23 protein-coding genes, 1 tRNA gene and 4 pseudogenes are annotated in these 21815 nt (G+C 45.3%); 26 read left to right on the forward strand and 2 right to left on the reverse strand.

Annotated features, from left to right (window positions below; all coding sequences use genetic code 11):
* The first annotated feature begins 3 nt into the window (after positions 1 to 3).
* The gene (locus tag DWX91_RS08260) at positions 4 to 1983 is read left to right on the forward strand and encodes a LacI family DNA-binding transcriptional regulator (protein WP_118469467.1); all 1980 of its coding nucleotides are present in this window, start codon (positions 4 to 6) and stop codon (positions 1981 to 1983) included.
* Between the two features lie 6 nt (positions 1984 to 1989).
* Here the strand turns inward: DWX91_RS08260 and DWX91_RS08265 are convergent, their stop codons facing one another.
* On the reverse strand, positions 1990 to 2910 hold the full coding sequence (locus DWX91_RS08265; RefSeq protein ID WP_022360660.1) for a LysR family transcriptional regulator: 921 nt from the start codon (positions 2908 to 2910) through the stop codon (positions 1990 to 1992).
* 212 nt (positions 2911 to 3122) lie between these two features.
* On the opposite strand from DWX91_RS08265, the gene DWX91_RS08270 reads away from it, so the two are divergent.
* The 6 genes and pseudogenes from DWX91_RS08270 (at position 3123) to DWX91_RS18015 (ending at position 8549) form a co-directional block, all read left to right on the forward strand.
* On the forward strand, positions 3123 to 3986 hold the full coding sequence (locus DWX91_RS08270; protein ID WP_022360659.1) for a DUF6282 family protein: 864 nt from the start codon (positions 3123 to 3125) through the stop codon (positions 3984 to 3986).
* A gap of 13 nt (positions 3987 to 3999) precedes the next feature.
* Entirely contained in the window at positions 4000 to 4989 is a 990-nt protein-coding gene (locus tag DWX91_RS08275; RefSeq protein WP_243015340.1) for an SLC13 family permease, read from the forward strand.
* Positions 4973 to 5311 (forward strand): hypothetical protein, encoded by a 339-nt coding sequence (locus DWX91_RS17355; RefSeq protein ID WP_243099006.1) that lies wholly within the window; start codon positions 4973 to 4975, stop codon positions 5309 to 5311. The genes DWX91_RS08275 and DWX91_RS17355 overlap by 17 nt, the downstream gene beginning before the upstream one ends.
* Positions 5312 to 5532: 221 nt before the next feature.
* On the forward strand, positions 5533 to 7440 hold the full coding sequence (gene mnmG, locus DWX91_RS08280) for a tRNA uridine-5-carboxymethylaminomethyl(34) synthesis enzyme MnmG (protein WP_118469368.1): 1908 nt from the start codon (positions 5533 to 5535) through the stop codon (positions 7438 to 7440).
* Positions 7441 to 7643: 203 nt separating this feature from the next.
* A pseudogene (gene rsmG, locus DWX91_RS08285) lies at positions 7644 to 8326 on the forward strand (16S rRNA (guanine(527)-N(7))-methyltransferase RsmG).
* A 94-nt stretch (positions 8327 to 8420) separates the two neighbouring features.
* Entirely contained in the window at positions 8421 to 8549 is a 129-nt protein-coding gene (locus DWX91_RS18015) for a hypothetical protein (protein ID WP_270224374.1), read from the forward strand.
* A gap of 458 nt (positions 8550 to 9007) precedes the next feature.
* Here the strand turns inward: DWX91_RS18015 and DWX91_RS08290 are convergent, their stop codons facing one another.
* On the reverse strand, positions 9008 to 9958 hold the full coding sequence (locus DWX91_RS08290) for an alpha/beta fold hydrolase (protein ID WP_117796780.1): 951 nt from the start codon (positions 9956 to 9958) through the stop codon (positions 9008 to 9010).
* Positions 9959 to 10416: 458 nt separating this feature from the next.
* On the opposite strand from DWX91_RS08290, the gene DWX91_RS08295 reads away from it, so the two are divergent.
* From DWX91_RS08295 to DWX91_RS08385, 19 genes and pseudogenes are all read left to right on the forward strand, one after another.
* Positions 10417 to 10956, forward strand: a complete 540-nt coding sequence (locus DWX91_RS08295; RefSeq protein WP_243017758.1) for an HD domain-containing protein — start codon at positions 10417 to 10419, stop codon at positions 10954 to 10956.
* Positions 10957 to 11114: 158 nt separating this feature from the next.
* Positions 11115 to 11885, forward strand: coding sequence for a ParA family protein (locus DWX91_RS08300; protein WP_107000951.1), 771 nt, complete (start codon positions 11115 to 11117; stop codon positions 11883 to 11885).
* 76 nt (positions 11886 to 11961) lie between these two features.
* Entirely contained in the window at positions 11962 to 12672 is a 711-nt protein-coding gene (locus tag DWX91_RS18020; protein ID WP_412693858.1) for a ParB/RepB/Spo0J family partition protein, read from the forward strand.
* On the forward strand, positions 12666 to 13136 hold the full coding sequence (locus DWX91_RS18025) for a hypothetical protein (RefSeq protein ID WP_412693859.1): 471 nt from the start codon (positions 12666 to 12668) through the stop codon (positions 13134 to 13136). The genes DWX91_RS18020 and DWX91_RS18025 overlap by 7 nt, the downstream gene beginning before the upstream one ends.
* Positions 13137 to 13187: 51 nt before the next feature.
* Positions 13188 to 13691, forward strand: a complete 504-nt coding sequence (locus tag DWX91_RS08310; RefSeq protein ID WP_107000950.1) for a DUF4446 family protein — start codon at positions 13188 to 13190, stop codon at positions 13689 to 13691.
* 148 nt (positions 13692 to 13839) lie between these two features.
* Positions 13840 to 14643, forward strand: a complete 804-nt coding sequence (locus tag DWX91_RS08315; protein ID WP_412693863.1) for a DUF3881 family protein — start codon at positions 13840 to 13842, stop codon at positions 14641 to 14643.
* A gap of 384 nt (positions 14644 to 15027) precedes the next feature.
* Positions 15028 to 15099, forward strand: a tRNA-Arg gene (locus DWX91_RS08320).
* Between the two features lie 314 nt (positions 15100 to 15413).
* Entirely contained in the window at positions 15414 to 15860 is a 447-nt protein-coding gene (locus DWX91_RS08325) for a ParB/RepB/Spo0J family partition protein (RefSeq protein ID WP_243099007.1), read from the forward strand.
* 21 nt (positions 15861 to 15881) lie between these two features.
* A pseudogene (locus DWX91_RS08330) lies at positions 15882 to 16280 on the forward strand (AAA family ATPase); the annotation flags it as partial.
* Positions 16274 to 16576 (forward strand): annotated as a pseudogene (locus tag DWX91_RS08335) (NifB/NifX family molybdenum-iron cluster-binding protein); the annotation flags it as partial. The pseudogenes DWX91_RS08330 and DWX91_RS08335, both read left to right, overlap by 7 nt.
* A gap of 264 nt (positions 16577 to 16840) precedes the next feature.
* The gene (locus DWX91_RS08340) at positions 16841 to 17050 is read left to right on the forward strand and encodes a DUF6219 family protein (protein WP_015516636.1); all 210 of its coding nucleotides are present in this window, start codon (positions 16841 to 16843) and stop codon (positions 17048 to 17050) included.
* Positions 17051 to 17053: 3 nt separating this feature from the next.
* Positions 17054 to 17509 (forward strand): thioredoxin-dependent thiol peroxidase, encoded by a 456-nt coding sequence (gene bcp / locus DWX91_RS08345; protein WP_118293336.1) that lies wholly within the window; start codon positions 17054 to 17056, stop codon positions 17507 to 17509.
* A complete protein-coding gene (gene yaaA, locus DWX91_RS08350; RefSeq protein WP_118538627.1) occupies positions 17509 to 18258 on the forward strand; it encodes a peroxide stress protein YaaA in 750 nt (249 codons plus the stop codon). Before bcp ends, yaaA begins: the two co-directional genes overlap by 1 nt.
* Before the next feature lie 127 nt (positions 18259 to 18385).
* Positions 18386 to 18793 (forward strand): Fur family transcriptional regulator, encoded by a 408-nt coding sequence (locus DWX91_RS08355; RefSeq protein ID WP_107000938.1) that lies wholly within the window; start codon positions 18386 to 18388, stop codon positions 18791 to 18793.
* Positions 18786 to 19967 (forward strand): rubrerythrin, encoded by a 1182-nt coding sequence (gene rbr, locus DWX91_RS18030; protein WP_118538629.1) that lies wholly within the window; start codon positions 18786 to 18788, stop codon positions 19965 to 19967. The genes DWX91_RS08355 and rbr overlap by 8 nt, the downstream gene beginning before the upstream one ends.
* Positions 19951 to 20265 (forward strand): hypothetical protein, encoded by a 315-nt coding sequence (locus DWX91_RS08365; RefSeq protein WP_347475107.1) that lies wholly within the window; start codon positions 19951 to 19953, stop codon positions 20263 to 20265. Before rbr ends, DWX91_RS08365 begins: the two co-directional genes overlap by 17 nt.
* 44 nt (positions 20266 to 20309) lie before the next feature.
* On the forward strand, positions 20310 to 20684 hold the full coding sequence (locus DWX91_RS08370; RefSeq protein ID WP_107000936.1) for a desulfoferrodoxin family protein: 375 nt from the start codon (positions 20310 to 20312) through the stop codon (positions 20682 to 20684).
* A gap of 90 nt (positions 20685 to 20774) precedes the next feature.
* Complete coding sequence (locus DWX91_RS08375) at positions 20775 to 20933, forward strand: rubredoxin (RefSeq protein WP_107000935.1); 159 nt, start codon at positions 20775 to 20777, stop codon at positions 20931 to 20933.
* A 573-nt stretch (positions 20934 to 21506) separates the two neighbouring features.
* A pseudogene (locus tag DWX91_RS08385) lies at positions 21507 to 21779 on the forward strand (antirestriction protein ArdA); the annotation flags it as partial.
* Positions 21780 to 21815 lie beyond the last annotated feature (36 nt).

Raw genomic sequence — 21815 nt, forward strand, 5'->3', positions numbered from 1 at the left:
TTTATGACCATCAAAGAAATCGCCGCAAAGGCAGGCGTCTCCATCGCCACCGTTTCCCATGTTATCAACCATACGCGCTATGTCAGCCCGGAACTGGTGGATAAAATCGAAGCTATTATTGAAGAAAGTGGATATTCTGAAAAAATCAAAAAAAAGGTGCGTAAAATCCGCAGCGGACGCAGTTCACAGATTGTCGCTGTCTTTCCAAATATCAAGAGCGCGCTCTACTGCGATCTGTGCAATCAGCTGCAGTCCTACGCGACCAGCCAGGGCTATCAGTTTTACACCGCCGTCACCAACGACAACCTGGAAGAGGAGAAAAGCATCCTGCAAAACTTAATCTCCAGTGCCAAGACCATCGGCATCTTTCTCTCCCCGGCAAGCAGCAATCCGGCTACCTATTCATTTCTCTATGAATCCGGTATCCCGTTTGTATGTGTCGAACGATTCATCGATGACGATGTCACTCCGCGGATCCTTTTTGATTACACCAAAGCATTTCACTCCGCTACTTCCTATTTTTTTGAGAGCGGACACGAAAATGTGCTGTTTCTGGTAGAAAAAACAGACAGCCTCGCCAAACAGGACAAGATTGCCGGATATGAGCGGGCGCTTCTCTCCGCCAACCATACCCTGAGCAGTTCCTGCATCGCGGAGATCAATCTGTATCAGTCCAGTGATACCATCAGCCTGAATATTCAGAAAAGCATCACCCGGTATCTCCCCACCGCTATCATCGCCGGTGGAAACCGGCTGACTATGTTTCTTCTCAAGGCGCTGCGGGAGCTGGGAAAAGACTGTCCGCGCGATATTTCCATCATCGGATTTGACGATATGCTCTGGTGCGAGCTGACCGCCCCACCGCTATCCTGCATCCACCGGGACATCGACCAGATGGCAGAACTCGCCTCGCAGGCACTCTTTGACGAGATCAACCACCTCTCCGGCGCACCTTTGACCCGCTACGCAGATGTAGAGCTGATTTTGCGTGATTCCACCCGGATCATCGACAACGGTCCGCTCGGTGAACACGCCGTCTCCCCGGACAGCATCCGCCTCTCCAAGGAGGAAAAACAGCTTTTGCGAACTGGAAATTACCGCGTCGCCATCTCCTTCCACTACACTGGAACCGCCTGGGCTGCCCTGCATCAGAAAGGCATCCGGGATGAACTGGAACAGTACGGAATCGATATTATTTCCACCATGGACGCCCATTTTGATCCTGCCCTCCAGAATATGCAGCTCGAAAGCATCAAAATGCAGCACCCGGACGCCGTCATCGCCATCCCCACCGACGATGTCCAGACGGGTCCGGCATTTCAGGAATTGTCCAAAATGACGCGGCTGATCTTTTTAAGCAATGTCCCGCAGAATTTCAGCCGGAACAATTACGTCTCCTGTATCTCCGTCAATGAGCGGGAAAATGGCACCAATACAGGGCGCATGATCGGTGAATATCTGAAAGAAAAACCGCACGCCAAAGTCGGCTTCATCATCCACGGTGCCATGTTTTATGGCACTACCGAGCGTGATAACTGTGCCGAAAAAATATTAAGGGAATCCTATCCCGACATTGAAATCACTGCCAGAAAGGGATTTATTCAAATTGAAAATGCCTACAAGGTATGCTATGAGATGATAAACGAGCACCCGGATATCCAGGCGCTCTATGTGAGCTGGGACCGCCCCGCCCTGCTCGCCATCAAGGCCCTAAAAGCTTTGAACCGGACAGATATCGCTGTCTTTACCACAGATCTGGATTTTGAGATTGCAGAAGAAATGAATCAAGGATTTGTAAAAGGACTCAGCACCCAAAGACCATATGACCAGGGAAAAGCAGCCGCTCTTGCAGTCGCTAAATCCCTGGTTAGTGATAAGGTTCCAAAATATATTGGAGTGCAGCCTTATGTAGTTCATGAAAAACAGCTGAAACGTGCGTGGAAGGATATTTTCTTTGAGGCACTGCCGGAGGAGCTGGGGTAAAAAAGCTCACCGCTTCAGCAGCTCCGGCGCCATCTCCTGAAACAGCTTCGCGAGCGCCATCGCCGCCCGCGAGCGGTATTTTCCAGCGGGCCAGGCGAGCGCCAGATCGAGGAAAATACCATCTTTCCCGATCCGCAGATAGCGGAACTCATCCCGCATGATGCGGCAGGAACGGTAGGTGAATGCGAGTCCGACTCCCTCCCGCGCCATCGCCGCAGCAAAGGAGGCGGAGAGGTAGGTGTCGAGCCCCAGCGGTTCCACGCCAGCCTCGCGCAGGGAGCGGCGGCCAGTCCGTCCGAGGACGGTGCTGGGCGGTCCCAGAATATACTCAAATGGTGCGGTGTCCTTTAGGTCGATCCACATCTGTTCCGGCTCCGATTCACATGGCTTCGCAAACGCCATGACCGGGTGGTCGGCGGTGGTGGCGATCATGATCTCATCCCGCATCAGGAAATCCACACCGTGTTTGATCCGAACCGGTGGCGCGGCTATCAGCGCCAGATCTAAAAGTCCCTCTAAAATCTTATTTTCCAGATCAATACTGTCCATCTCACAGATCTCCACATGAACTCGTGGATACAGGGCATGGAATTTTTTCAGGACCGGCGGCAGCAGGTAGGTTCCCCGGTAGGTACTGATGCCGAAAATGACAGTGCCGCCCTTTAAATTTTCAATATCCGAAGCCTCGCTGCGTGCCTCCTGGTACTGCTGTAAAATCTGTCTGGCATGGAAAATAAACGCCTCCCCGGCAGAGGTTGGACGGACTCCGCGGGCTGTTCGGACGAAAATCGGCGTTCCCAGATCCTGTTCAAATAGGCGGACTGCCTGACTTAAGCTTGACTGCGCCATAAACAACTTTTCGGCCGCGCGGGAGATGCTCCCCTCGTTAGCGACGGTTACGATATAGTCTAGTTCTTTTAAATCCATGAGAATCCCCCTCACGAGATATCGGAATTTCCGATATCTGGTATAACAAATCTTGCCTTTCTCCTATAACAAAAATAGTATAAGATAAAAACAAGCAAAAATCAATGGCAGAGACTGAAGCAGCGGCTGGAAAATCGAATAGGAATCCGGCGAGGGAACGCAGCTTTGAAAAAGTCTCTGTGGACGATTATAAAATAGGAGGAATAAGCAAGATGAAACAGGATTTAATGAAGGGTGTTATCGACATGCACGTTCACACGAATCCGGATCTGCGTCTGCGGGCGTATGATGATTTCGAACTGATGGAGGCGGCGATCCGGGTTGGGGCACGCGCTATCGTCATCAAGACGCATCAGGGAACCACGATGGATCGGGCGTATCTGTGCAACCGCCACAACGAAATTGTACACGGGAAAACGAACAATTTTACGATGTTTGGCAGTATTACCTTAAATAAGGTAGTCGGCGGCATCAATCCGAAGGCAGTCGATGTGGCGCTTCGTCTGGGTGCTAAGGTAGTATGGCTTCCGACCCAGTCGGCAAAAAACCATATGCAGAAGATGAACCAGGATCTGAGCCAGAGCGTGGAGGTCGTAAAAGATGGAAAGATCGTGCCGGAGCTTCGTTCCGTGCTGGAACTGATCCGCGACCACAATGCGGTACTGGGAACCGCTCACATCGCACCGGAGGAAATTTTTACTGTTGTGGAAGCTGCCCGGGATATGGGAGTAAAAAACATCGTTGTAACCCATCCGGAATGGTGGATCGTAGGCATGAGCCATGAGGATCAGCTTCGTCTGGTAAAGGATTATGACGTTATCTTAGAGCGCTGCTATGCACAGAACATGGGTGGCGGAAAGTATAAGAGCAATCTGGCAGACAACCTGGAGCTTATCAAAGAGGTTGGCTATAAAAATGTCATGGTTGATACCGATGGCGGCCAGACAGAAAACCCGCATTGGGAGCTGGCGCTGGCAGAATATATGCAGTATCTGGTAGATCATGGAATTCCGGAAGAACACGTGTACCATATGACACACACTATTCCGGCAAAACTGTTGGGCATCGAAGAATAGGGGGACGCATCATATGTTAAGTGCAGTTTTGGTGGCATCCATTGCGGTTGCCGTTATATTGGGATATAAAACGAAAATCAATACGGGATTTTTCTGTATTGCCTTTGCATACCTGATTGGTTGTTTTGGCATGGGATTGAAAACAAAAGAACTGATTGGCTTCTGGCCGGTCAGCACCATGTTTGTCATCCTGTCAGTATCACTGTTTTACAACTTTGCAGCTGTGAATGGAACCCTTGAAAAAATGTCGGCCAGTCTTCTCTATATGTGCCGCAAGTTTCCGGGCATGCTTCCTTTTGCATTATTTTTTGTAGCAGTTGTACTTTCTGTTATGGGTGCTGCATACTTTACCGTTCTGGCATTCCTGGCACCGATTACCATCCTTATCTGTGAGGAAGCAAAGATGGACAAGCTGACCGGTGCGGTGGCGATCAACTGCGGTGCACTGGCAGGCGGAAACTTCCCCACAGCTTCGCTGGGCGTCGTATTCCGCGGTCTGATTGATACTGCTTATGAAGCAGAACCGGCATTTGAAGCAACGAATTCCTTTGTAGATGAAATGAAAATTTTTGGTTTCGCGATTGTATTTTCCCTGATTCTGATTGCAATTTTTCGCTTCGGTTTCAAGAGCAACCGCGGTATCGGAAAAGGCGTAACGTTCAATCGCCCGGAGCCGTTTGACAAGAAACAGAAAACAACCCTGCATTTAATGATTCTGATGATGGTGATTGTTCTGGTATTCCCGCTCTTAAAGATGGCGGTTCCTGGCAATGAACTGATTGGAAAAATTGCCGGAAAGGTTGATGTAGGACTGGTGGCATTCTGCTTTACCATCATTGCACTGCTCTTTGATCTGGCGCCGCAGAAGGAAGTTATCGCACGTGTTCCGTGGAACACCATCCTCATGATTGCCGGAGCCGGCATGCTTATCGCCGTTGCAGTTCAGGCCGGTACCATTGATGCATTATCTGCATGGATTGGTTCCAATGTTCCGACAGCCTGATTCCGCTGGCATTCAGCTTTGTAGGCGCATTTATGAGTTTCTTCAGTTCTACAACCGGTGTTGTAGCACCAGCCTGTTCCCGCTGATTCCGGGACTTGCGGCAGCAACCGGATTAAATCCGGCAGCACTCTTTGCCTGCACGATTCTTGGTGCACAGAGCAGTGCGATCAGCCCGTTCTCATCCGGCGGCAGCCTGATTCTTGGTTCCTGCGGAAACGAGGAAGACCGAAATCACCTGTTCAACCGCCTGCTTTTTGTGGCAGTGCCGATCAGCGTTATCTGCTGTGCGGTATATAACCTGATTGTAGCAGTTGTTCTGTAAGGGAAATTTTATCTCAGTCGAGAAAACTCCCACATCTTCAGGTGGTGAGTAATAGCAAATTTGTCTCAGTGGAAGCCTTGTCTCCGACTGAGATAAACGCTCCGCGAGGATGCGCAGTGATTCTGTAAAGAATATGTCAGCTACGCTGACCAGAATCACGCGCCAAGTCTCACGGACGTTCGACTTGAATAGAACGCAGAGATAGAGAGGAAAGAGGAAACATGCCCTGTTTAACAGAAAATTATGATGTAGCGGTCGTCGGGGCGGGACACGCCGGCTGTGAGGCGGCGCTGGCAAGCGCGAGACTGGGACTCGAGACGATCGTGTTTACCGTCAGCGTGGACAGCATCGCCCTGATGCCGTGCAACCCGAATGTCGGCGGAAGCTCGAAGGGCCACTTGGTGCGCGAGCTGGATGCGCTCGGCGGCGAGATGGGAAAAAATATAGATAAAACCTTTATACAGTCCAAGATGCTCAACCAGTCTAAGGGACCGGCGGTGCATTCGCTCCGCGCGCAGGCGGACAAGCAGGAATACACCCGCCAGATGCGCCGTACCATGGAAAATACCGATCACCTGACGATCCGTCAGGGAGAGGTGGCAGAGCTGATCGTGGAAGAAGGTCAGATCAAAGGACTGAAAACGTACTCCGGCGCGACGTATTACTGCAAGGCGGTGGTGCTGGCAACGGGAACGTACCTGAAAGCGAGATGTATCTATGGTGATGTGAGCAATCCGACCGGACCGAATGGTCTGCAGGCGGCAAACCATCTGACAGATTCCCTGAAAAAGCTGGGAATCGAGATGTTCCGTTTCAAGACGGGCACACCGGCGCGTGTTGATAAGCGCAGCATCGATTTTTCTAAGATGGAAGAGCAGTTCGGCGATGAGAGGGTTGTGCCATTTTCTTTTTCCACCGATCCGGAGTCGGTGCAGAAGGAGCAGGTGTCCTGCTGGCTGACCTATACCAATGAGAAAACACATGAGATCATCCGCAACAACCTGGATCGATCGCCCCTCTTTTCGGGCGCGATCGAGGGAACAGGTCCGCGTTACTGTCCATCGATCGAGGATAAGGTGGTAAAATTTCCAGATAAGAACCGTCATCAGGTTTTTGTCGAGCCGGAGGGAATTTATACGAATGAAATGTATCTGGGCGGTATGTCCAGTTCCCTGCCGGAGGATGTGCAGTACGCGATGTACCGTACCGTTCCGGGACTCGAAAATGTAAAAATTGTTCGAAATGCATATGCAATTGAGTACGATTGTATCAATGCACGCCAGTTAAAGGCATCGCTGGAATTTAAGGCGATCCGGGGATTGTTCAGCGGCGGTCAGTTTAACGGAAGCTCCGGTTATGAGGAAGCGGCGGTACAGGGCTTTATGGCGGGTGTCAATGCGGCGCGCGAAGTGCTGGGAAAAGAACCGATCATCCTCGACCGTTCCCAGGCGTATATCGGTGTCTTGATCGACGATCTGGTTACCAAAGAAAACCATGAACCGTACCGGATGATGACGTCGCGTGCGGAATACCGCCTGCTTTTGCGTCAGGACAACGCGGATCTGCGTCTTTCCCCGATCGGGCATGAGATTGGACTGGTCAGTGATGCGATGTATGAGCGTGTTCTCTGGAAAGAAAACATAATCGAGGAAGAGGCAAAGCGTCTGGAGAAGATCAACATTGGCGCTGGAAAAGAAGTGCAGGAATTTTTAGAGCGCCACGGAAGCACCCCGCTCAAGACCGCGGCAACGCTGGCAGAGCTGGTACGCCGTCCGGAGTTAAGCTATGAAGCACTGGCAGAACTGGATCCGAACCGTCCGGAACTTCCGGAAGATGTGATCGAGCAGATCAACATCAACATCAAGTATGACGGCTATATCCGCCGCCAGCTGCAGCAGGTTGCACAGTTCAAGAAGATGGAGAGCCGGAAGCTGGATGAAAACTTCGACTATTCCACGGTCGGAAGCCTGCGCCGTGAGGCAGTACAGAAATTAAATCTCTATAAACCGGCAAATATCGGTCAGGCATCCCGAATCGCGGGCGTGTCACCGGCGGACATTTCGGTGCTGCTGGTACACTTAGAGCAGAGCCGCCATGCGGGACATGGGGAAGAGAAGAAAGAACTGTAAATATAGAAACGAGCGGATTCAGAGACTGCATGGAAACAGGTAAACGCATTGCAGAAACTCAAAATGTAAGATAGATAAGAACCTGAGAAAAAATAGAACATATCATAAAGGATATATTTATGGCAGAAGAAAATAAAGTAGAAAGCGGTGTGGTTCTGCCTCCGGCAGACTTTACCGAGCAGCTTCAGAAAGAAGCGCAGGAGATGGGCGTCACGTTAAATGAACACCAGATCAAGCAGTTCTACGATTACTATGAACTGTTGATTCATTGGAATACGATGGTGAATCTGACAGCGATCACGGAACAGAAGGAAGTTGTGACCAAACATTTTTCGGATAGTCTGGCACTTGTGAAAGCGGTGCCGGATCTGGCAGAGAAAGAGTATACGTTGATCGATGTTGGAACGGGAGCTGGATTTCCGGGTATCCCGTTAAAGATTGCATTTCCAAATTTAAAGGTCACGCTTCTCGATTCTTTAAATAAGCGGATCAACTTTCTGAACGAGGTAATTCAGGCATTGGAACTGGAAAAAATTCAGGCGGTTCACGGACGGGCGGAAGATGCGGCACATGATAATGTTCACGTGAAACATTTGATTTCTGCGTTTCACGCGCGGTGGCAAATCTGTCCACGCTGTCGGAATACTGCCTGCCATTTGTCAAGGTGGGAGGCTGGTTTGTACCGTACAAATCAGGCAAACTGGAGGAAGAGATGAAGACGGGAAAAGGTGCGATCCGCAAGCTGGGCGGCGAGCTGGAGGATGTGATTTCCTTCCACCTTGCCAATGAGGATGAGCGTAACCTGGTCCGGATTCATAAGACAGAGAGGACGGGAAAGAAGTATCCGAGAAAAGCGGGAACGCCATCGCGGGAGCCGCTGAAATAAAGCAATCAAAAGGTAGAAAGAGAAAGACTGTATATGGAACACGTAGGGTATGCAGTCTTTCTTTTTCATATAGGCGGGGTTTAAACAAAAATGTATGACTGAATATTTGTCCTGGAAGATTGTGTTCCAGAAGCCGTATCAGGCATATGACAGAGGAAATCTGGAGAAACAGGTAGAGGCGATGGCAGAGCTGAAGATAATAGGAAAAATTTATAAAATTTGAGTTTTCGTTACAGAATATAGTTTTTTGTGCGAAAGCCGAGGAGATCGAGTGGGAATAATGTAGAATAAAGAGGAGCATTCCGGGGGTTTTGTTTGTATATAGATAGTGCGGCGGGACCTGGATGAAACATTAGGACCGTTCCTATCAAGAAGAAACAAACAAGGCGCACGGAAGGATGACGCTGTGAATATGAAAGATACTGGAAAATGGTATCTGCATCATGGTATGAGTATGAAAAAGCAATTTTTATGGAGATGTGGGAAAGAGAGAGTAACTGTTCGCGGGTAGCACTGTTGGAACCGAAAGTGCCGTAAGAAAACGTGGTGGCAGCAGGAATTTGCCGTATTTAAATGCGAAGCCACGGCAAATTCCGTTACTGGGCACGTATGCATGAACAGTAATAAGCTTCGTCCTATGACGAAAAAACGCTCCGCGGTATGCATACGCATTATCCTTTTTTAAGAAAAAAACATATGGATCGCATCCATCACGGCATCCGGCTGTTCTAACTGCGGCAGATGTTTGGTCTTTGGGATGATAGAGGACTCGATTGCGGAATTATAAATCTTGTAATCCTGAATCGTCGCCTCGATCATCGGTTCCTCGGAACCGCCGATGATGAAGATGCTGTTGTCGATCTTCCTGAGAGCATTGGAAATATTGCACTTGGTATAGCGGCATTCAATACTGGAGAAGATCGCTTTCGGACATTCGCCGAGATGTGCGGCTTCGTGGCTGCGGTCGATCTGAACCGGTTTTACGGTATACGGATTGTAAAAATATTTGGTGCGGAATGCCTCTTCGATCATAGAGCGGCTGCACGCAATGTGGTAAATGAGCGTTCCAGCCAGCGGGAGATCCAGAAGAAGCTTATAAAGCTTGGCATTTTTACCCGGAAGCTGACAACAGTCGGTAAGGCTGCTCGGGTTGATGAGCATGATCTGATCAAACAGTTCTGGAGAGTTGCTGCACGCCATGATAGACAGTGCCGCTGAATCACCGGTGGAGAGAATGTTGGTCCGATGTCCGATCTCAGATTTGATAAAATCACAGATCAGCTGGACAAACAGGTAATTTGTGTAGGTCAGGTTCGGCTTCTCGGAACGTCCGCAGCCGAGAAGGTCGAGCGTGTAGACGGTGTAGGAGTGGCTGAGCTGTTCGCGGATGGATTCCCACTCATAGCCGCTCGATGCAAAGTGCAGATCGTGAATCAACAGAAGCGGTTTGCCGGAACCGCATTTTGTATAGTAGATATTTCCCAGCCGCCATTTGTAGCAGAGAGAATTCTCTTCCCGGGTCAGACCGCGGGAGGTGGCAGAAAATTGAATATATTTATTTAAAAGTGCCAGTGAAACTGCGCCGCCGGCGGACAGCATCAGGCAGGTCATGATCTTGTTTTTTGTGTTCATATAGAAAGCTCCTTTTGAATCGAAAAATTAAACTTGAAAATATCTCATCAAGTAATTCTATTATACCATAAATACTAAATTCAGCTATCGCCTTTGGCTTGGCTTCATTAAGTATTTAGGTATGACTCGCACTAGGATCGAAAACACCTCGCTAAGTGCTCATATTATATCATATTTTCCTGTATTCCAGTTCAGCTATTTCCAGCGTTTTTTCACAGAATATCTGTTCACAGATGTGTGCCCAAGTAACGGGATTTTGCCGATGCTTCGCATTTCAAATCGGAAAAATCTGCAACCAGAATTGTAGCGTTCGGAATTTTCAGTTCAGAAAATTTCTACCTGTGAACAGTTATGAACATGCCATTTTATGTAAACAAAATTTCATTGAAAATCGATATTAAATTCATTATAATGTTCACGTATCAAAAAATCAATCGATGGGGAAAGAAATGCGCGATATGATAAAGAAGGAAAATAAGTTATGCTTTCGGCATCGTATGGAACGGAAGACAGAGAAATCTTTTCAGTTGTCGGCGGGCAGGCAGCGGCTGCTGGCGGAAACGATACGCGAACTGAAGCAGGAAGGGCGCTTAGACGAGGAGAAGCTGGCGATGCAGCATGGTACGACATCCATTTACCGCCACAGCCTCAATGTTGCCTACACAAGCCTTTGGATGATGGAACGGTGGCAGATTCGCTTGGAACCAAAATCACTTGTGAGAGGGGCACTGCTGCACGATTATTTTTTGTATGACTGGCATCAGAAGGATTCCTCGCACCGCCTGCACGGCTTCCGTCACCCGAAAACAGCGCTTGGAAATGCACAGAGAGATTACCATTTAAATTGGAAGGAAAAAAATATCATCGCACGTCATATGTTTCCGCTGATACCGGTGCCGCCTCAGTGCCGCGAGGCATGGATTGTGTGTCTGGCAGATAAATGGTGTGCTCTAGGGGAGACGGTGGAGCCGATGTTTCACGTGAAACATTTTAAATGAAATTTTTCTAAAAAAGTAGGAAATGAGTTTTAAGTGTGTTATACTATTAGGCAAGACAAGAACGGGAAAAAGCTGGAAATCGCTGTGCGTATGCCTGCGGGAAGGCTTTTTCCTGTCTTTCATGTGAGATAAAACCGAGGAAATGGAAGGAATACGGTATGGGACGAACGATTGCGATTGCAAATCAGAAGGGCGGCGTAGGTAAAACGACAACGGCGATCAACCTGTCGGCATGCCTGGCAGAGGCGGGACAGAGGGTTCTGACGATCGATTTTGATCCGCAGGGAAATGCAACCACTGGTTTGGGATTGGAAAAAGAACAGATTGAAGATACAGTCTATGAGCTGCTTTTGGGCGATTGCACACTGGAGGACTGTCTGATGCGCGATGTTCAGGAAAATCTGGATGTTCTTCCTTCGGATTCGAATCTGGCAGGAGCTGAGATTGAACTTCTGGATGTGGAAAATAAAGAGTCGGTGTTAAACGGTTATCTGGAGACAATCCGCGATCAGTATGATTTTATTATCATCGACTGCCCGCCGTCGCTGAGTCTTTTGACGATCAATGCGCTGGTAGCGGCAGATACGGTGCTGGTGCCAATCCAGTGCGAATATTATGCGCTGGAAGGACTGAGCCAGGTACTCCGGACGATCGGTTTGGTCCGGAAAAAGATGAATCCGTCGCTGGAGCTGGAGGGCGTGGTATTTACCATGTATGATGCGAGAACGAATCTCTCCCTGCAGGTCGTAGAGAATGTAAAACAGAACTTAAATGAGCGGATTTACAAGACGATCATACCGAGAAATGTGCGACTGGCGGAGGCGCCGAGCCACGGAATGCCGATCAACCTGTACGACAGCCGTTCGACTGGTGCAGAGAGCTACCGTCTGCTGGCAGCAGAGGTGATCAGCCGGGGAGAAGAGCTGTAGGCAGGAAAATAACGGTGAAGTGAAATTCAGAAAGGATGCCTGCCGGGGCGTCGGGAGGTTCGTGAGGAGGAAGGAAATGTCAAAGAGAACGGGGCTTGGCAGAGGACTGGGAGCTTTTTTTGGAAATGATTACGAGAATGCAGAAGCGGGAAAAAGCAGCGCAAAGCCATCGGATGAAGCCGGAAAAAAGACTTCCGTTCGTGAGACGGAACAGGAGATAGAGAAAAAGAGCCTGGAAGAGCTGGATATGGTGCTTCCGGGATCTAAAAAACAGAAAAAATCGGCGTCTGCCGGAAAGACAGCTGCGAAAACAGTGGGAAAAGGAAGCCGCGTGGGAGTTGCAAAGGCATCCGGAAAGACGACGGCAGAAGGAAAAACCCGCACAGCCGGGGAGACGGCGGCAAAATCGAAGACACAGACGGCAAAAGCGGAGCCGGTCGTAAGGATCGTCGAGGTGGAAAAAGAGAAATTTCTAAATATTTCGGAGATTGAGCCAAATGTCAGCCAGCCGCGTAAGATGTTTGATGAAGAACAGCTCGGAGAGCTGGCAGAATCCATCCGCCGTTACGGCGTGCTGCAGCCGCTTCTGGTTCAGAAAAAGGGCGATCGTTATGAGCTGATTGCCGGAGAGCGCCGGTGGAGAGCTGCCAAACTGGCAGGATTTCGGGAAGTTCCGGTGATCGTGCGCGAGTATACGAGACAGCAGACGATGGAGATCGCCCTGATCGAGAATGTACAGCGTGCAGATTTAAATCCGATTGAGGAGCGAAAGCCTACCAGATGCTGATTCAGGAGTTTGGGCTGCGTCAGGAGGACGTGGCAGAGCGCGTAGCGAAGAACCGTGCGACGATCACGAACAGCATGCGTCTTTTGAAACTGGATGAGAGAGTGCAGGAGATGCTGATTCAGGACCGGCTTACCGGAGGTCATGCGAGAGCGCTTCTTTCGCTGGAAGATGGTGAAAAACAGTACCAGTTGGCGCTTAAAACAGTAGAAAATCATTTGAGCGTCCGCGAGGTCGAGCGTCTGGTGAAAGAGCTTTTGAAGCCGAAAAAGGCGAAAAAGAAAGCAGAGCCGGAACGCGATATGGAGGTCTTTTTCAAGGATGTGGAAGAGAAGCTGAAAGGAGTTATGGGAACGAAGGTTTCGATCAACCGCAAGGATAAGAATAAAGGCAGAATCGAGATCGAATACTATTCATCAGCGGAACTGGAACGTCTGATTGAGCTTTTGGAGTCATTAAGACAGTAATCACACAAAATTCGTCCCAGGGGACGGATGATGGGAAATGAGGAATGAAAGATGGAGAGCAGTATTTTTAGCGGGATTGGCATCGATCCGGGGGTTATCGTGATCGTTCTGGCGATCCTGACACTCATATCATTTATTGCGTCCGTCATCTGTTTTTCGCAGTATAGGAAGTTGTATCGCAGATATGATATGTTTATGCGGGGAAAAGATGCGGAGACGCTCGAAGACACGATCATGGAACTGGTGGATGAGACCGAGTATCTGCGGGCAAAGGACGGAGATACAAAACGCCTGGTGGATTCGGTTGTCTCCAAGGCGCAGGCTGGATACCAGAAAACCGGTATTGTCAAGTACAATGCGTTTAAGGGCATGGGCGGCAATCTGAGTTTTGTCATTGCCATGCTGGATGATAACAACACGGGATTTGTGCTGAATTCTGTTCACAGCCGTGAAGGCTGTTACCTGTATCTGAAGGATGTCGTAGAGGGCAAGACCGAGGTGCTTTTAGGAAGTGAAGAGAAGGAAGCACTGGAGCGTGCGCTTGGGTATAAGTAAAGAAAATAAAGGATAGAAATGAGGCGGCTGTATGTGTTGGCAGCAGCTGCGGATTGTAGTTAGAAGGAGTCAATATGCATCGTTTTTTGCGAGCTGCCGGATTTAGTATGTATCAGAAGAAGAAGGACATCCGTGCCTGCTTCGCTGTCTGGCGAGAGAGGCGGGAACCTCCAGCTGTCTTCAGCTTGACAGGGAGACCGAATTATATGAGATCAAGACAGAAGTTGCGCCGGGGATCGGCGTGGCGATGTATGGGGAGCTGAATGAGCAGGATGAGATGGAGATAGAGTATTATTATCCCTATATCCTGAACGAGGAGGTAACCTCGCGGGCAGAATGTTCCATTCAGCGTCATACGGAGAAGGAAACCTATGCGGGGCTTCTGGATGAGTATAAGGTAGGGCTTTCGCTGATCTTTTATCTCTTGAATCCGATCGAATACAGGGAGTGTTACCGGAAAGAGCGCGAGCGCTTACAGGTGAATTCGGTTAGCCTGGCAGGATTTGCCAATCGGGGCAAGGTGCTTCTTCCGATCAAAAAGACGGCGCTGCAGATTGAAAAAGCCAAAGTGGCGGCGAAAAACCGGGATGAACTTTTGGAAGCGGCAAAAAATGGCGACGAGGATGCGATGGAGTCCTTAACAATCGAGGATCTGGATCTCTATTCGATGGCATCGCGCCGGGCGACGAGAGAGGATATTTATTCGATCGTCGATACAACTTTTATGCCAAGCGGGATCGAGTGCGATCAGTATTCGATTTTAGGCGAGATCAAAGAGGTTATATGTAAGAAAAACCGGTTTACCGGCGAGGAAATCTATGATCTCAAGGTGGAATGCAACGATCTGTATTTCCGCGTGGGTATCAATAAGATGGACCTGCTTGGAGAACCGCTTCCGGGACGTCGGTTTAAAGGAAAAATATGGATGATGGGAACGGCTCATTTTGCGTAAAGGTCTATAAAAAATCATCGGTTCCAAAAGTGCCTACCCGTGAACAGCTACACAGAAATTGCATACGGAGCATGTGAGAAGAGAAAATAGTTGCGGAACACATGAAAATGAATTATAATAAAATGCAGTATGAAAATACGATATATGTTTCACGTGAACATATAAATCTCTGTAGCTCAGTAGGATAGAGTGTTCGCCTCCTAAGGTAGAACCATGGCGGAACCCTTTTGAAGAAAAAGGGTAGCGTTTGAGGATCACTTAAGGAAGCGAAATCTGAAAAATCAGAAGAGATAAGAAAGAGATAATTCATCACGAAAGTGATTGAGTTCATAAAGTTGGTCGCCGTGACCGAAAAGGCTGAAAAAGCCCGAAAATACGGCATTTGTTCCCATAGTTAAATGGATATAACAAGCGCCTCCTAAGCACTAGTTGAGGGTTCGATTCCCCCTGGGAACGTGCATTTTTTGCAGCAATGATCGTAAAAGTTCATTGCTGCTTTTTCTTTTTTCCGGTGCTCGTGAGCACCGAGAGAACACTTAAACGCAGATATTGAGCACCGAAATTTCTTAACGGGCACCAATGCAATAATTCAATCCTGGTACCGAACGGAGATAACTACAGCGTAGGATAAGGATTGGGGTGTCAATGAATGTAAATATGGTTTTCTTGCCTGAACAAAACAGGCCTGACGGATCTATCCGCTCAGATTAGATTAAGAATCTATTCTGGGCGGATTTTTTCGTTACAGATATTTTAGAGGAGGATAGCTTATGGATAAAAAAACGGATGTAAGAGATCCGGATGAAAAAGTTGTTGAGATTGAAATGGAACGGTTAAGAGCATTTTCAAATCATCCATTTAAAGTGATCGGAGACAGTCAGATGATTGAGCTGCAGGACAGCATAAAAAAGTATGGTGTACTGAATCCATTGATTGTTCGTCCAAAGATTGAAGGCTACTACGAAATTATTTCTGGCCACAGAAGAAAATATGCGGCTGAGAAGCTGGGATATAAGAAAATTCCGGTAATCATTTGTATGTTGCAGGATGATGAAGCAGTAGTGATCATGGTCGATTCCAATTTGCAGAGAGAGCAAATTACACCAAGTGAAAAGGCCTATGCCTATAAGATGAAATATGATGCCATCAAAAAAAGGCAGGCAGAAAGAATTGTAGTCAAGTTGACCACAATACAGGAAAAAGGAGTATTGACGTAATCGGAGAACTTTGTGGTGACAGTGCGAAGCAGGTGCATAGCAGTATCAAATCAAAAAGGTGGAGTTGGAAAGACGGTATCGTGCGTGAATTTAGGAATCGGACTGGCACAGGAAGGGAAAAAGGTTCTTCTGATAGATGCAGATCCGCAGGGCAGTCTCACAATTAGTTTAGGGTATGAGGAACCGGATGAAATGGAGTATTCTCTTGCAACGCTGATGCTAAATATTGTGAATGATGAAAAACTGAACATGGAAAAAACAATCCTTCATCATAAGGAAGGTGTGGATCTGATACCGGCCAATATAGAATTATCAGCGATTGAGGTATCTTTGGTAAACGCAATGAGCAGGGAACTGATTATGAGGTCACTTATTGAGAGATTAAGGGAATTTTATGATTTTATCATTATAGATTGTATTCAGAAGTAGTAGATACGAATGGAAGCGGACATGGTGCATTGGCAGGAGTTCTTAATGCATTAAATGCCGATGTTTTGATCTGCGGCGGAATAGGAGGAGGTGCCCAGACTGCGTTAGCGGCAGCAGGCATTAAGCTTTTTGGCGGAGTTTCAGGAGATGCAGATAAAGCAGTAGAAGCTTTTATCAATGATACACTTGATTATAATCCAGATGTTAAGTGTTCTCACCATGAGCACAGCCACGGAGAGGGACATACATGTGGTAAACATGGATGTGGAAACCATAGCTGTCATTAAGAAGAATAGCAAAAAATACAATACGAAAGGATGCGTCAAGGTGATGGGAGAATTATCGTGATACATCCTTTTGTATTATTTGATAAGATGGCAGATTACATTTTCAATAAGGCGGTTAAAAACTGTGAATGCTACATCGATCTCTACATGGATTGAGTATTTTTCTTTTCTTACTTGTAGAAAGTGATGAATGGAAGGTATAATATTGTTAATGATCCAGAGATATTTATTTTGGAAACAGCTTAATCAATTTGGAGGTATAAAATGAAAGCACATAAATATTGGTCAATCGGAGCAATAGTTACAATGGTTGGAACTTTTTATACAGGATATAAAGGGTTAAAAGCAGCACACAAATACTTTGCATTTGGCTCTCTGATATGCATGATTATGGCAGTCTATTCTGGTCATAAAATGATTTCAGGTAATAAAAGAACAAGAAAACAGGTGGAAAATACAAAAGCGGAGGAATAGTAAATGTTAGAGATAGGAACAAAAGCACCGGATTTTGAATTGCCGGATCAGAACGGAGAAGTGCATAAATTAAGTGATTATTTAGGTAAAAAAATAATTTTATATTTTTATCCAAAGGATAATACACCAGGATGTACGAAGCAGGCATGTGGCTTTTCTGAGCGTTATCCACAATTCACCGAGAAAGGTGCGGTGATCCTTGGAGTCAGTAAGGATTCTGTAGCCTCTCACAAGAAATTTGAGGAAAAATATGGATTGGCATTTACACTTTTGGCAGATCCGGAGCGTAAGGTGATCGAAGCATATGATGTCTGGAAAGAAAAGAAAAAATATGGCAAGGTTTCTATGGGTGTGGTAAGAACCACATATCTTATTGACGAGCAGGGAATCATTAGAAAGGCAAATGATAAAGTCAAGGCGGCAGATGATCCTGAAAATATGCTTAAGGAATTAAATTGATGAAGATTATATTGTCACCTGCAAAAAAGATGATTGTAGATACAGATAACATAGCACCGGTTGAACTGCCTGCCTTTATTGATAAGACAGCAGAGATATTGAGCTGGATGAAAAGCAAATCAAAAGAGGAACTGAAAGCTATCTGGAAATGTAATGACAAGATTGCAGAGCAGAACTTTCACAGATTGGAAAATATGGATCTTTATAACAGACTTACTCCGGCTGTTTTAGCATATGAAGGGATTGCATTTCAATATATGGCACCATCTGTGTTTGAAATCCAGCAGTTTGAGTATCTGCAAAATCATTTAAGAATATTATCTGCATTTTATGGGGTTCTGAAACCGATGGACGGAGTGACGCCTTATCGTCTTGAAATGCAGGCAAAAGCAGACATTGGAGATGCAAAAAATCTGTATGAGTTTTGGGAAGACTTGTTATACCGCTCTGTGATCGATGATAGCAGGATTATCATTAATTTGGCATCAAAAGAATACTCAAAATGTATAGAAAAGTACCTGACATCGAAGGACAGATATATTACGATTACATTCTGCGAAATGTCTGGAGATAAAATGGTAACAAAAGGTACATATGCCAAAATGGCTCGTGGTGAAATGGTCAGATTCATAGCGGAAAATAATATTGAAAATCCGGTGGAGATTCAGAAATTTGACAGACTCGGATATTCGTTTAGGTCTGATTTATCTTCAGATTCAGAATATGTATTTGAACGCAAAATAAAATAGTTATTCAGGTAAAAGATGCTCAGTTTAGCACCTTTTATAATAATGAGAATCATTACTATTTTTATTGACAACAGGATGATAGTGGTATATAATCCTTATTAAGAACTAATCCTAATAAGGAGGACGGATGACAAGTAGGAGAAATACCATTCAAAAAGATCTCGTAAGAAATACCGTATACGAAATGAGAAGACACGTTACGGCAATTGAAGTGTATGAATTTATAAAAGAAGCATATCCATCAATTGGAAAAGGAACTGTATATAGAAATCTTGATATATTGGTAGAGGAAGGTGCATTAAGAAAGGTTGAAGTTCCGAATGGACCGAACCGATTTGATTTTACATTGAAAAATCATTACCATGTAAGATGTATAAAGTGCGGTGAAATTTTTGATGTGGATATGGATCAAATACCGGATTTGCTGGAAAGAATTCATAACACTCATGGAATTGAATTTGTGGATTACGATATTTCATTTAAAGGCATTTGCCCGAAATGCAGGGAGAAGGTAAAGGAGGAACAGCATGGATAGGAAAGCAATGTATAAGTTGAGTTATGGACTGTTTATATTGACCGCTAAAGAAGCAGAAAAAGATAACGGATGCATCATTAATACAGCCATTCAGGCAGCTTCGGAACCAAACCAGTTAAGTATCTGTGTAAATAAGGCAAATTATACGCATGATATGATTCAAAGAACCGGAAAATTTACTGTATCAGTCTTAAGTCAGAAGGCACAATTTGAATTGTTCAAACATTTTGGCTTCCAATCAGGAAGAGATACCAATAAGTTTGAAGCATTTGAGCAGTGTGCCAGGGGCACGAATGGTATTTATTATATTACAGAAGGTACAAATGCATACATTTCTGTGACAGTTACTAAAACAGAGGACTTAGGTTCACATACGATGTTTATCGGTGAGATAACCGATATGGAAGTTTTAAGCAATGTTCCTTCAGTAACATATGATTATTATCAGAATAACATTAAGCCTAAGCCACAGGAGGTTGGAAAAACAGAGGACAGTCAGACAATATGGCGTTGCAGAATTTGCGGATATGAATATGTAGGCGAGGAATTACCGTATGACTTTATATGTCCTTTGTGCAAGCACCCGGCATCAGATTTTGAAAAAGTAGTAAAGAAAACGGAGGTAAAAGAGATGGCAGAAAACAAATATGTAGGAACACAGACAGAGAAGAATTTACAGGAGGCATTTGCGGGGGAATCACAGGCAAGAAATAAGTATACCTATTTTGCTTCTGTAGCGAAAAAGGAAGGTTACGAGCAGATGTCAGCATTGTTTTTAAAGACTGCAGATAATGAGAAAGAACATGCAAAGATGTGGTTCAAGGAATTAGCAGGAATTGGTGATACAAAGGAAAACCTGGCGGTAGCGGCAGAAGGCGAAAATTATGAGTGGACAGATATGTATGACGGCTTTGCTAAAACAGCTGAGGAAGAAGGATTCCCTGAGCTTGCAGCAAAATTCAGGGCAGTAGGTGAGATTGAGAAGCACCATGAGGAAAGATATCGTGCACTTCTTAAGAATATTGAAACTGCACAGGTATTTGAAAAGAGCGAAGTTAAGGTATGGGAATGCCGTAACTGCGGACATATTGTGGTAGGAACAAAGGCTCCTGAGGTATGTCCGGTATGTAACCATCCACAAAGCTATTTTGAAGTACATGAAGAGAATTATTAAGGAGATAAGATTATTAGCAGTCAAGAACAGTGCTTATGAAATAATAAATAAAAAGCACGCTACATATTATGGAATGGCAATGTCTGTAAAAAGAATCTGTGAAGTAATTATGAGAAATGAAAAATCAATACTTCCGGTATCGCACATAATTCATGGCGTATATGATATTGACGGAGTATCGTTAAGTATGCCAGTTATTGTAGGTGTTGATGGTATTGAGTCTAATATACCTATTAATTTAAGTGGTGAGGAAGCATTAAAGCTTAAGAAATCTGCAGATTCTTTGAAAAGATTATAGAGACGATTGAACTATAAATTATACACATGGAAGGAGATAAAAGCATGGAAGTAAAGTATTATATATGTAAGCATTGTGGAAACATTGTTGAAAAGGTAAAGGATAAAGGTGTTCCTGTAATTTGTTGCGGAGAACCTATGCAGGAATTAAAAGCCGGTGTGACAGATGCGGCTGTTGAGAAGCACGTGCCTGTATATACAGTGGAAGGCAATTATGTTCATGTCGTGGTCGGAGAGACAAAACATCCAATGCTTGAAGAACATTTCATTGAGTGGATTACATTAAATACCAATCAGGGAATATACAGAAAACAGTTAAATCCAGGGCAGGAGCCGATAGCAGATTTTTGTCTTTGCGATGGTGAACAGGTAGAAGAAGTATATGCATATTGTAACCTGCATGGATTATGGAAATGCTAAAAGCATTTATACATATTAAGATTTAAGAACAACACAAATATAACCGTAATATAGGCTGTGTATTAATGTATTTACAAGGAGGAACAACAAATGAAATATGTATGTGATGTTTGCGGATGGGAATACGATGAGGAGAAGGGATATCCAGAAGGTGGTATTGCACCTGGTACAAAGTGGGAGGATATTCCGGAAGATTTTGAATGTCCGTTATGTTTTGTAGGCAAAGACCAGTTTTCAAAGGCTGAATAAAAATGAAGGCAGGACTAATGGATGTATGAAATGAAACCAGAATATTATAATGGAATAAATATGATAGAATTGATATAATATTGGAAAATCTTCGTGATTATACAGTAAAACACTTTACTGATGAAGAGCAGTATATGGAATCTATTAATTATAAGAAGTTATTTACACAGAAAGTTCAACATCTGAAATTTATACACAAACTTGATGAATTTATAGAACATCATAATGATGAGATAGAAGATCAAGATGAACAGATTATGGTTATATGTGTAGAGTCTGCGGATAGAGGATAGGGGAATGTGCAGCATGTTTCCGTATTACTCCCATGTTGTTACCAATTGCTATCCTTTTGCTACCATTCTACCTCTTTTTTTCAGAATTGACCTGTGCTAATATTATCATAGACAAATGAGACATGAGCTACAAACTTACATTTCATTTGTTTCTCTTTTGCAAAAGAATACGGACAAAATATAAAGCGTCTGCTCATTGCCGGAATGGTGATGAGTATGGCGCTTTTTTTGATGCCGAAAACCGGGTGATGACCTGAAAAATGAAACAGGAGGAAATAGCATGGCATATGAATATGGCCACGATTGCCCATTTGAAGCTTACATCACGAATCTCGGAAAATATAACGAAGGGGAGTTGGTAGGCGAATAGGTAAAGTTTCCTACCACATCAGAAGATCTGAAAAAAGTATTTGAACGAATTGGAATCGGTTCAAAAGATGACTTTGGTAATCCTTATGAAGAATGGTTCATAAGTGATTATGACTGTTATGTCGATGGGCTGTATGAAATGCTGGGAGAATACGAAAGTCTGGATGAACTCAATTATCTGGCTTTCTTTAAAAAGAAGCCGGTCATATTTTTTTATGAA

Origin of the sequence: Clostridium sp. AF22-10, assembly GCF_003478725.1 — a bacterium.
Lineage (GTDB): Bacteria > Bacillota > Clostridia > Lachnospirales > Lachnospiraceae > Otoolea > Otoolea fessa.

Bases quoted from the DNA above. Each gene is read 5' to 3' on its own strand.
- DWX91_RS08260 (WP_118469467.1), top strand. From the start codon at position 4: ATGACCATCAAAGAAATCGCCGCAAAGGCAGGCGTCTCCATCGCCACC.
- DWX91_RS08265 (WP_022360660.1), bottom strand. From the start codon at position 2,910: ATGGATTTAAAAGAACTAGACTATATCGTAACCGTCGCTAACGAGGGG.
- DWX91_RS08270 (WP_022360659.1), top strand. From the start codon at position 3,123: ATGAAACAGGATTTAATGAAGGGTGTTATCGACATGCACGTTCACACG.
- DWX91_RS08275 (WP_243015340.1), top strand. From the start codon at position 4,000: ATGTTAAGTGCAGTTTTGGTGGCATCCATTGCGGTTGCCGTTATATTG.
- DWX91_RS17355 (WP_243099006.1), top strand. From the start codon at position 4,973: ATGTTCCGACAGCCTGATTCCGCTGGCATTCAGCTTTGTAGGCGCATT.
- mnmG (WP_118469368.1), top strand. From the start codon at position 5,533: ATGCCCTGTTTAACAGAAAATTATGATGTAGCGGTCGTCGGGGCGGGA.
- DWX91_RS18015 (WP_270224374.1), top strand. From the start codon at position 8,421: ATGACTGAATATTTGTCCTGGAAGATTGTGTTCCAGAAGCCGTATCAG.
- DWX91_RS08290 (WP_117796780.1), bottom strand. From the start codon at position 9,958: ATGAACACAAAAAACAAGATCATGACCTGCCTGATGCTGTCCGCCGGC.
- DWX91_RS08295 (WP_243017758.1), top strand. From the start codon at position 10,417: ATGATAAAGAAGGAAAATAAGTTATGCTTTCGGCATCGTATGGAACGG.
- DWX91_RS08300 (WP_107000951.1), top strand. From the start codon at position 11,115: ATGGGACGAACGATTGCGATTGCAAATCAGAAGGGCGGCGTAGGTAAA.
- DWX91_RS18020 (WP_412693858.1), top strand. From the start codon at position 11,962: ATGTCAAAGAGAACGGGGCTTGGCAGAGGACTGGGAGCTTTTTTTGGA.
- DWX91_RS18025 (WP_412693859.1), top strand. From the start codon at position 12,666: ATGCTGATTCAGGAGTTTGGGCTGCGTCAGGAGGACGTGGCAGAGCGC.
- DWX91_RS08310 (WP_107000950.1), top strand. From the start codon at position 13,188: ATGGAGAGCAGTATTTTTAGCGGGATTGGCATCGATCCGGGGGTTATC.
- DWX91_RS08325 (WP_243099007.1), top strand. From the start codon at position 15,414: ATGGATAAAAAAACGGATGTAAGAGATCCGGATGAAAAAGTTGTTGAG.
- DWX91_RS08340 (WP_015516636.1), top strand. From the start codon at position 16,841: ATGAAAGCACATAAATATTGGTCAATCGGAGCAATAGTTACAATGGTT.
- bcp (WP_118293336.1), top strand. From the start codon at position 17,054: ATGTTAGAGATAGGAACAAAAGCACCGGATTTTGAATTGCCGGATCAG.
- yaaA (WP_118538627.1), top strand. From the start codon at position 17,509: ATGAAGATTATATTGTCACCTGCAAAAAAGATGATTGTAGATACAGAT.
- DWX91_RS08355 (WP_107000938.1), top strand. From the start codon at position 18,386: ATGACAAGTAGGAGAAATACCATTCAAAAAGATCTCGTAAGAAATACC.
- rbr (WP_118538629.1), top strand. From the start codon at position 18,786: ATGGATAGGAAAGCAATGTATAAGTTGAGTTATGGACTGTTTATATTG.
- DWX91_RS08365 (WP_347475107.1), top strand. From the start codon at position 19,951: ATGAAGAGAATTATTAAGGAGATAAGATTATTAGCAGTCAAGAACAGT.
- DWX91_RS08370 (WP_107000936.1), top strand. From the start codon at position 20,310: ATGGAAGTAAAGTATTATATATGTAAGCATTGTGGAAACATTGTTGAA.
- DWX91_RS08375 (WP_107000935.1), top strand. From the start codon at position 20,775: ATGAAATATGTATGTGATGTTTGCGGATGGGAATACGATGAGGAGAAG.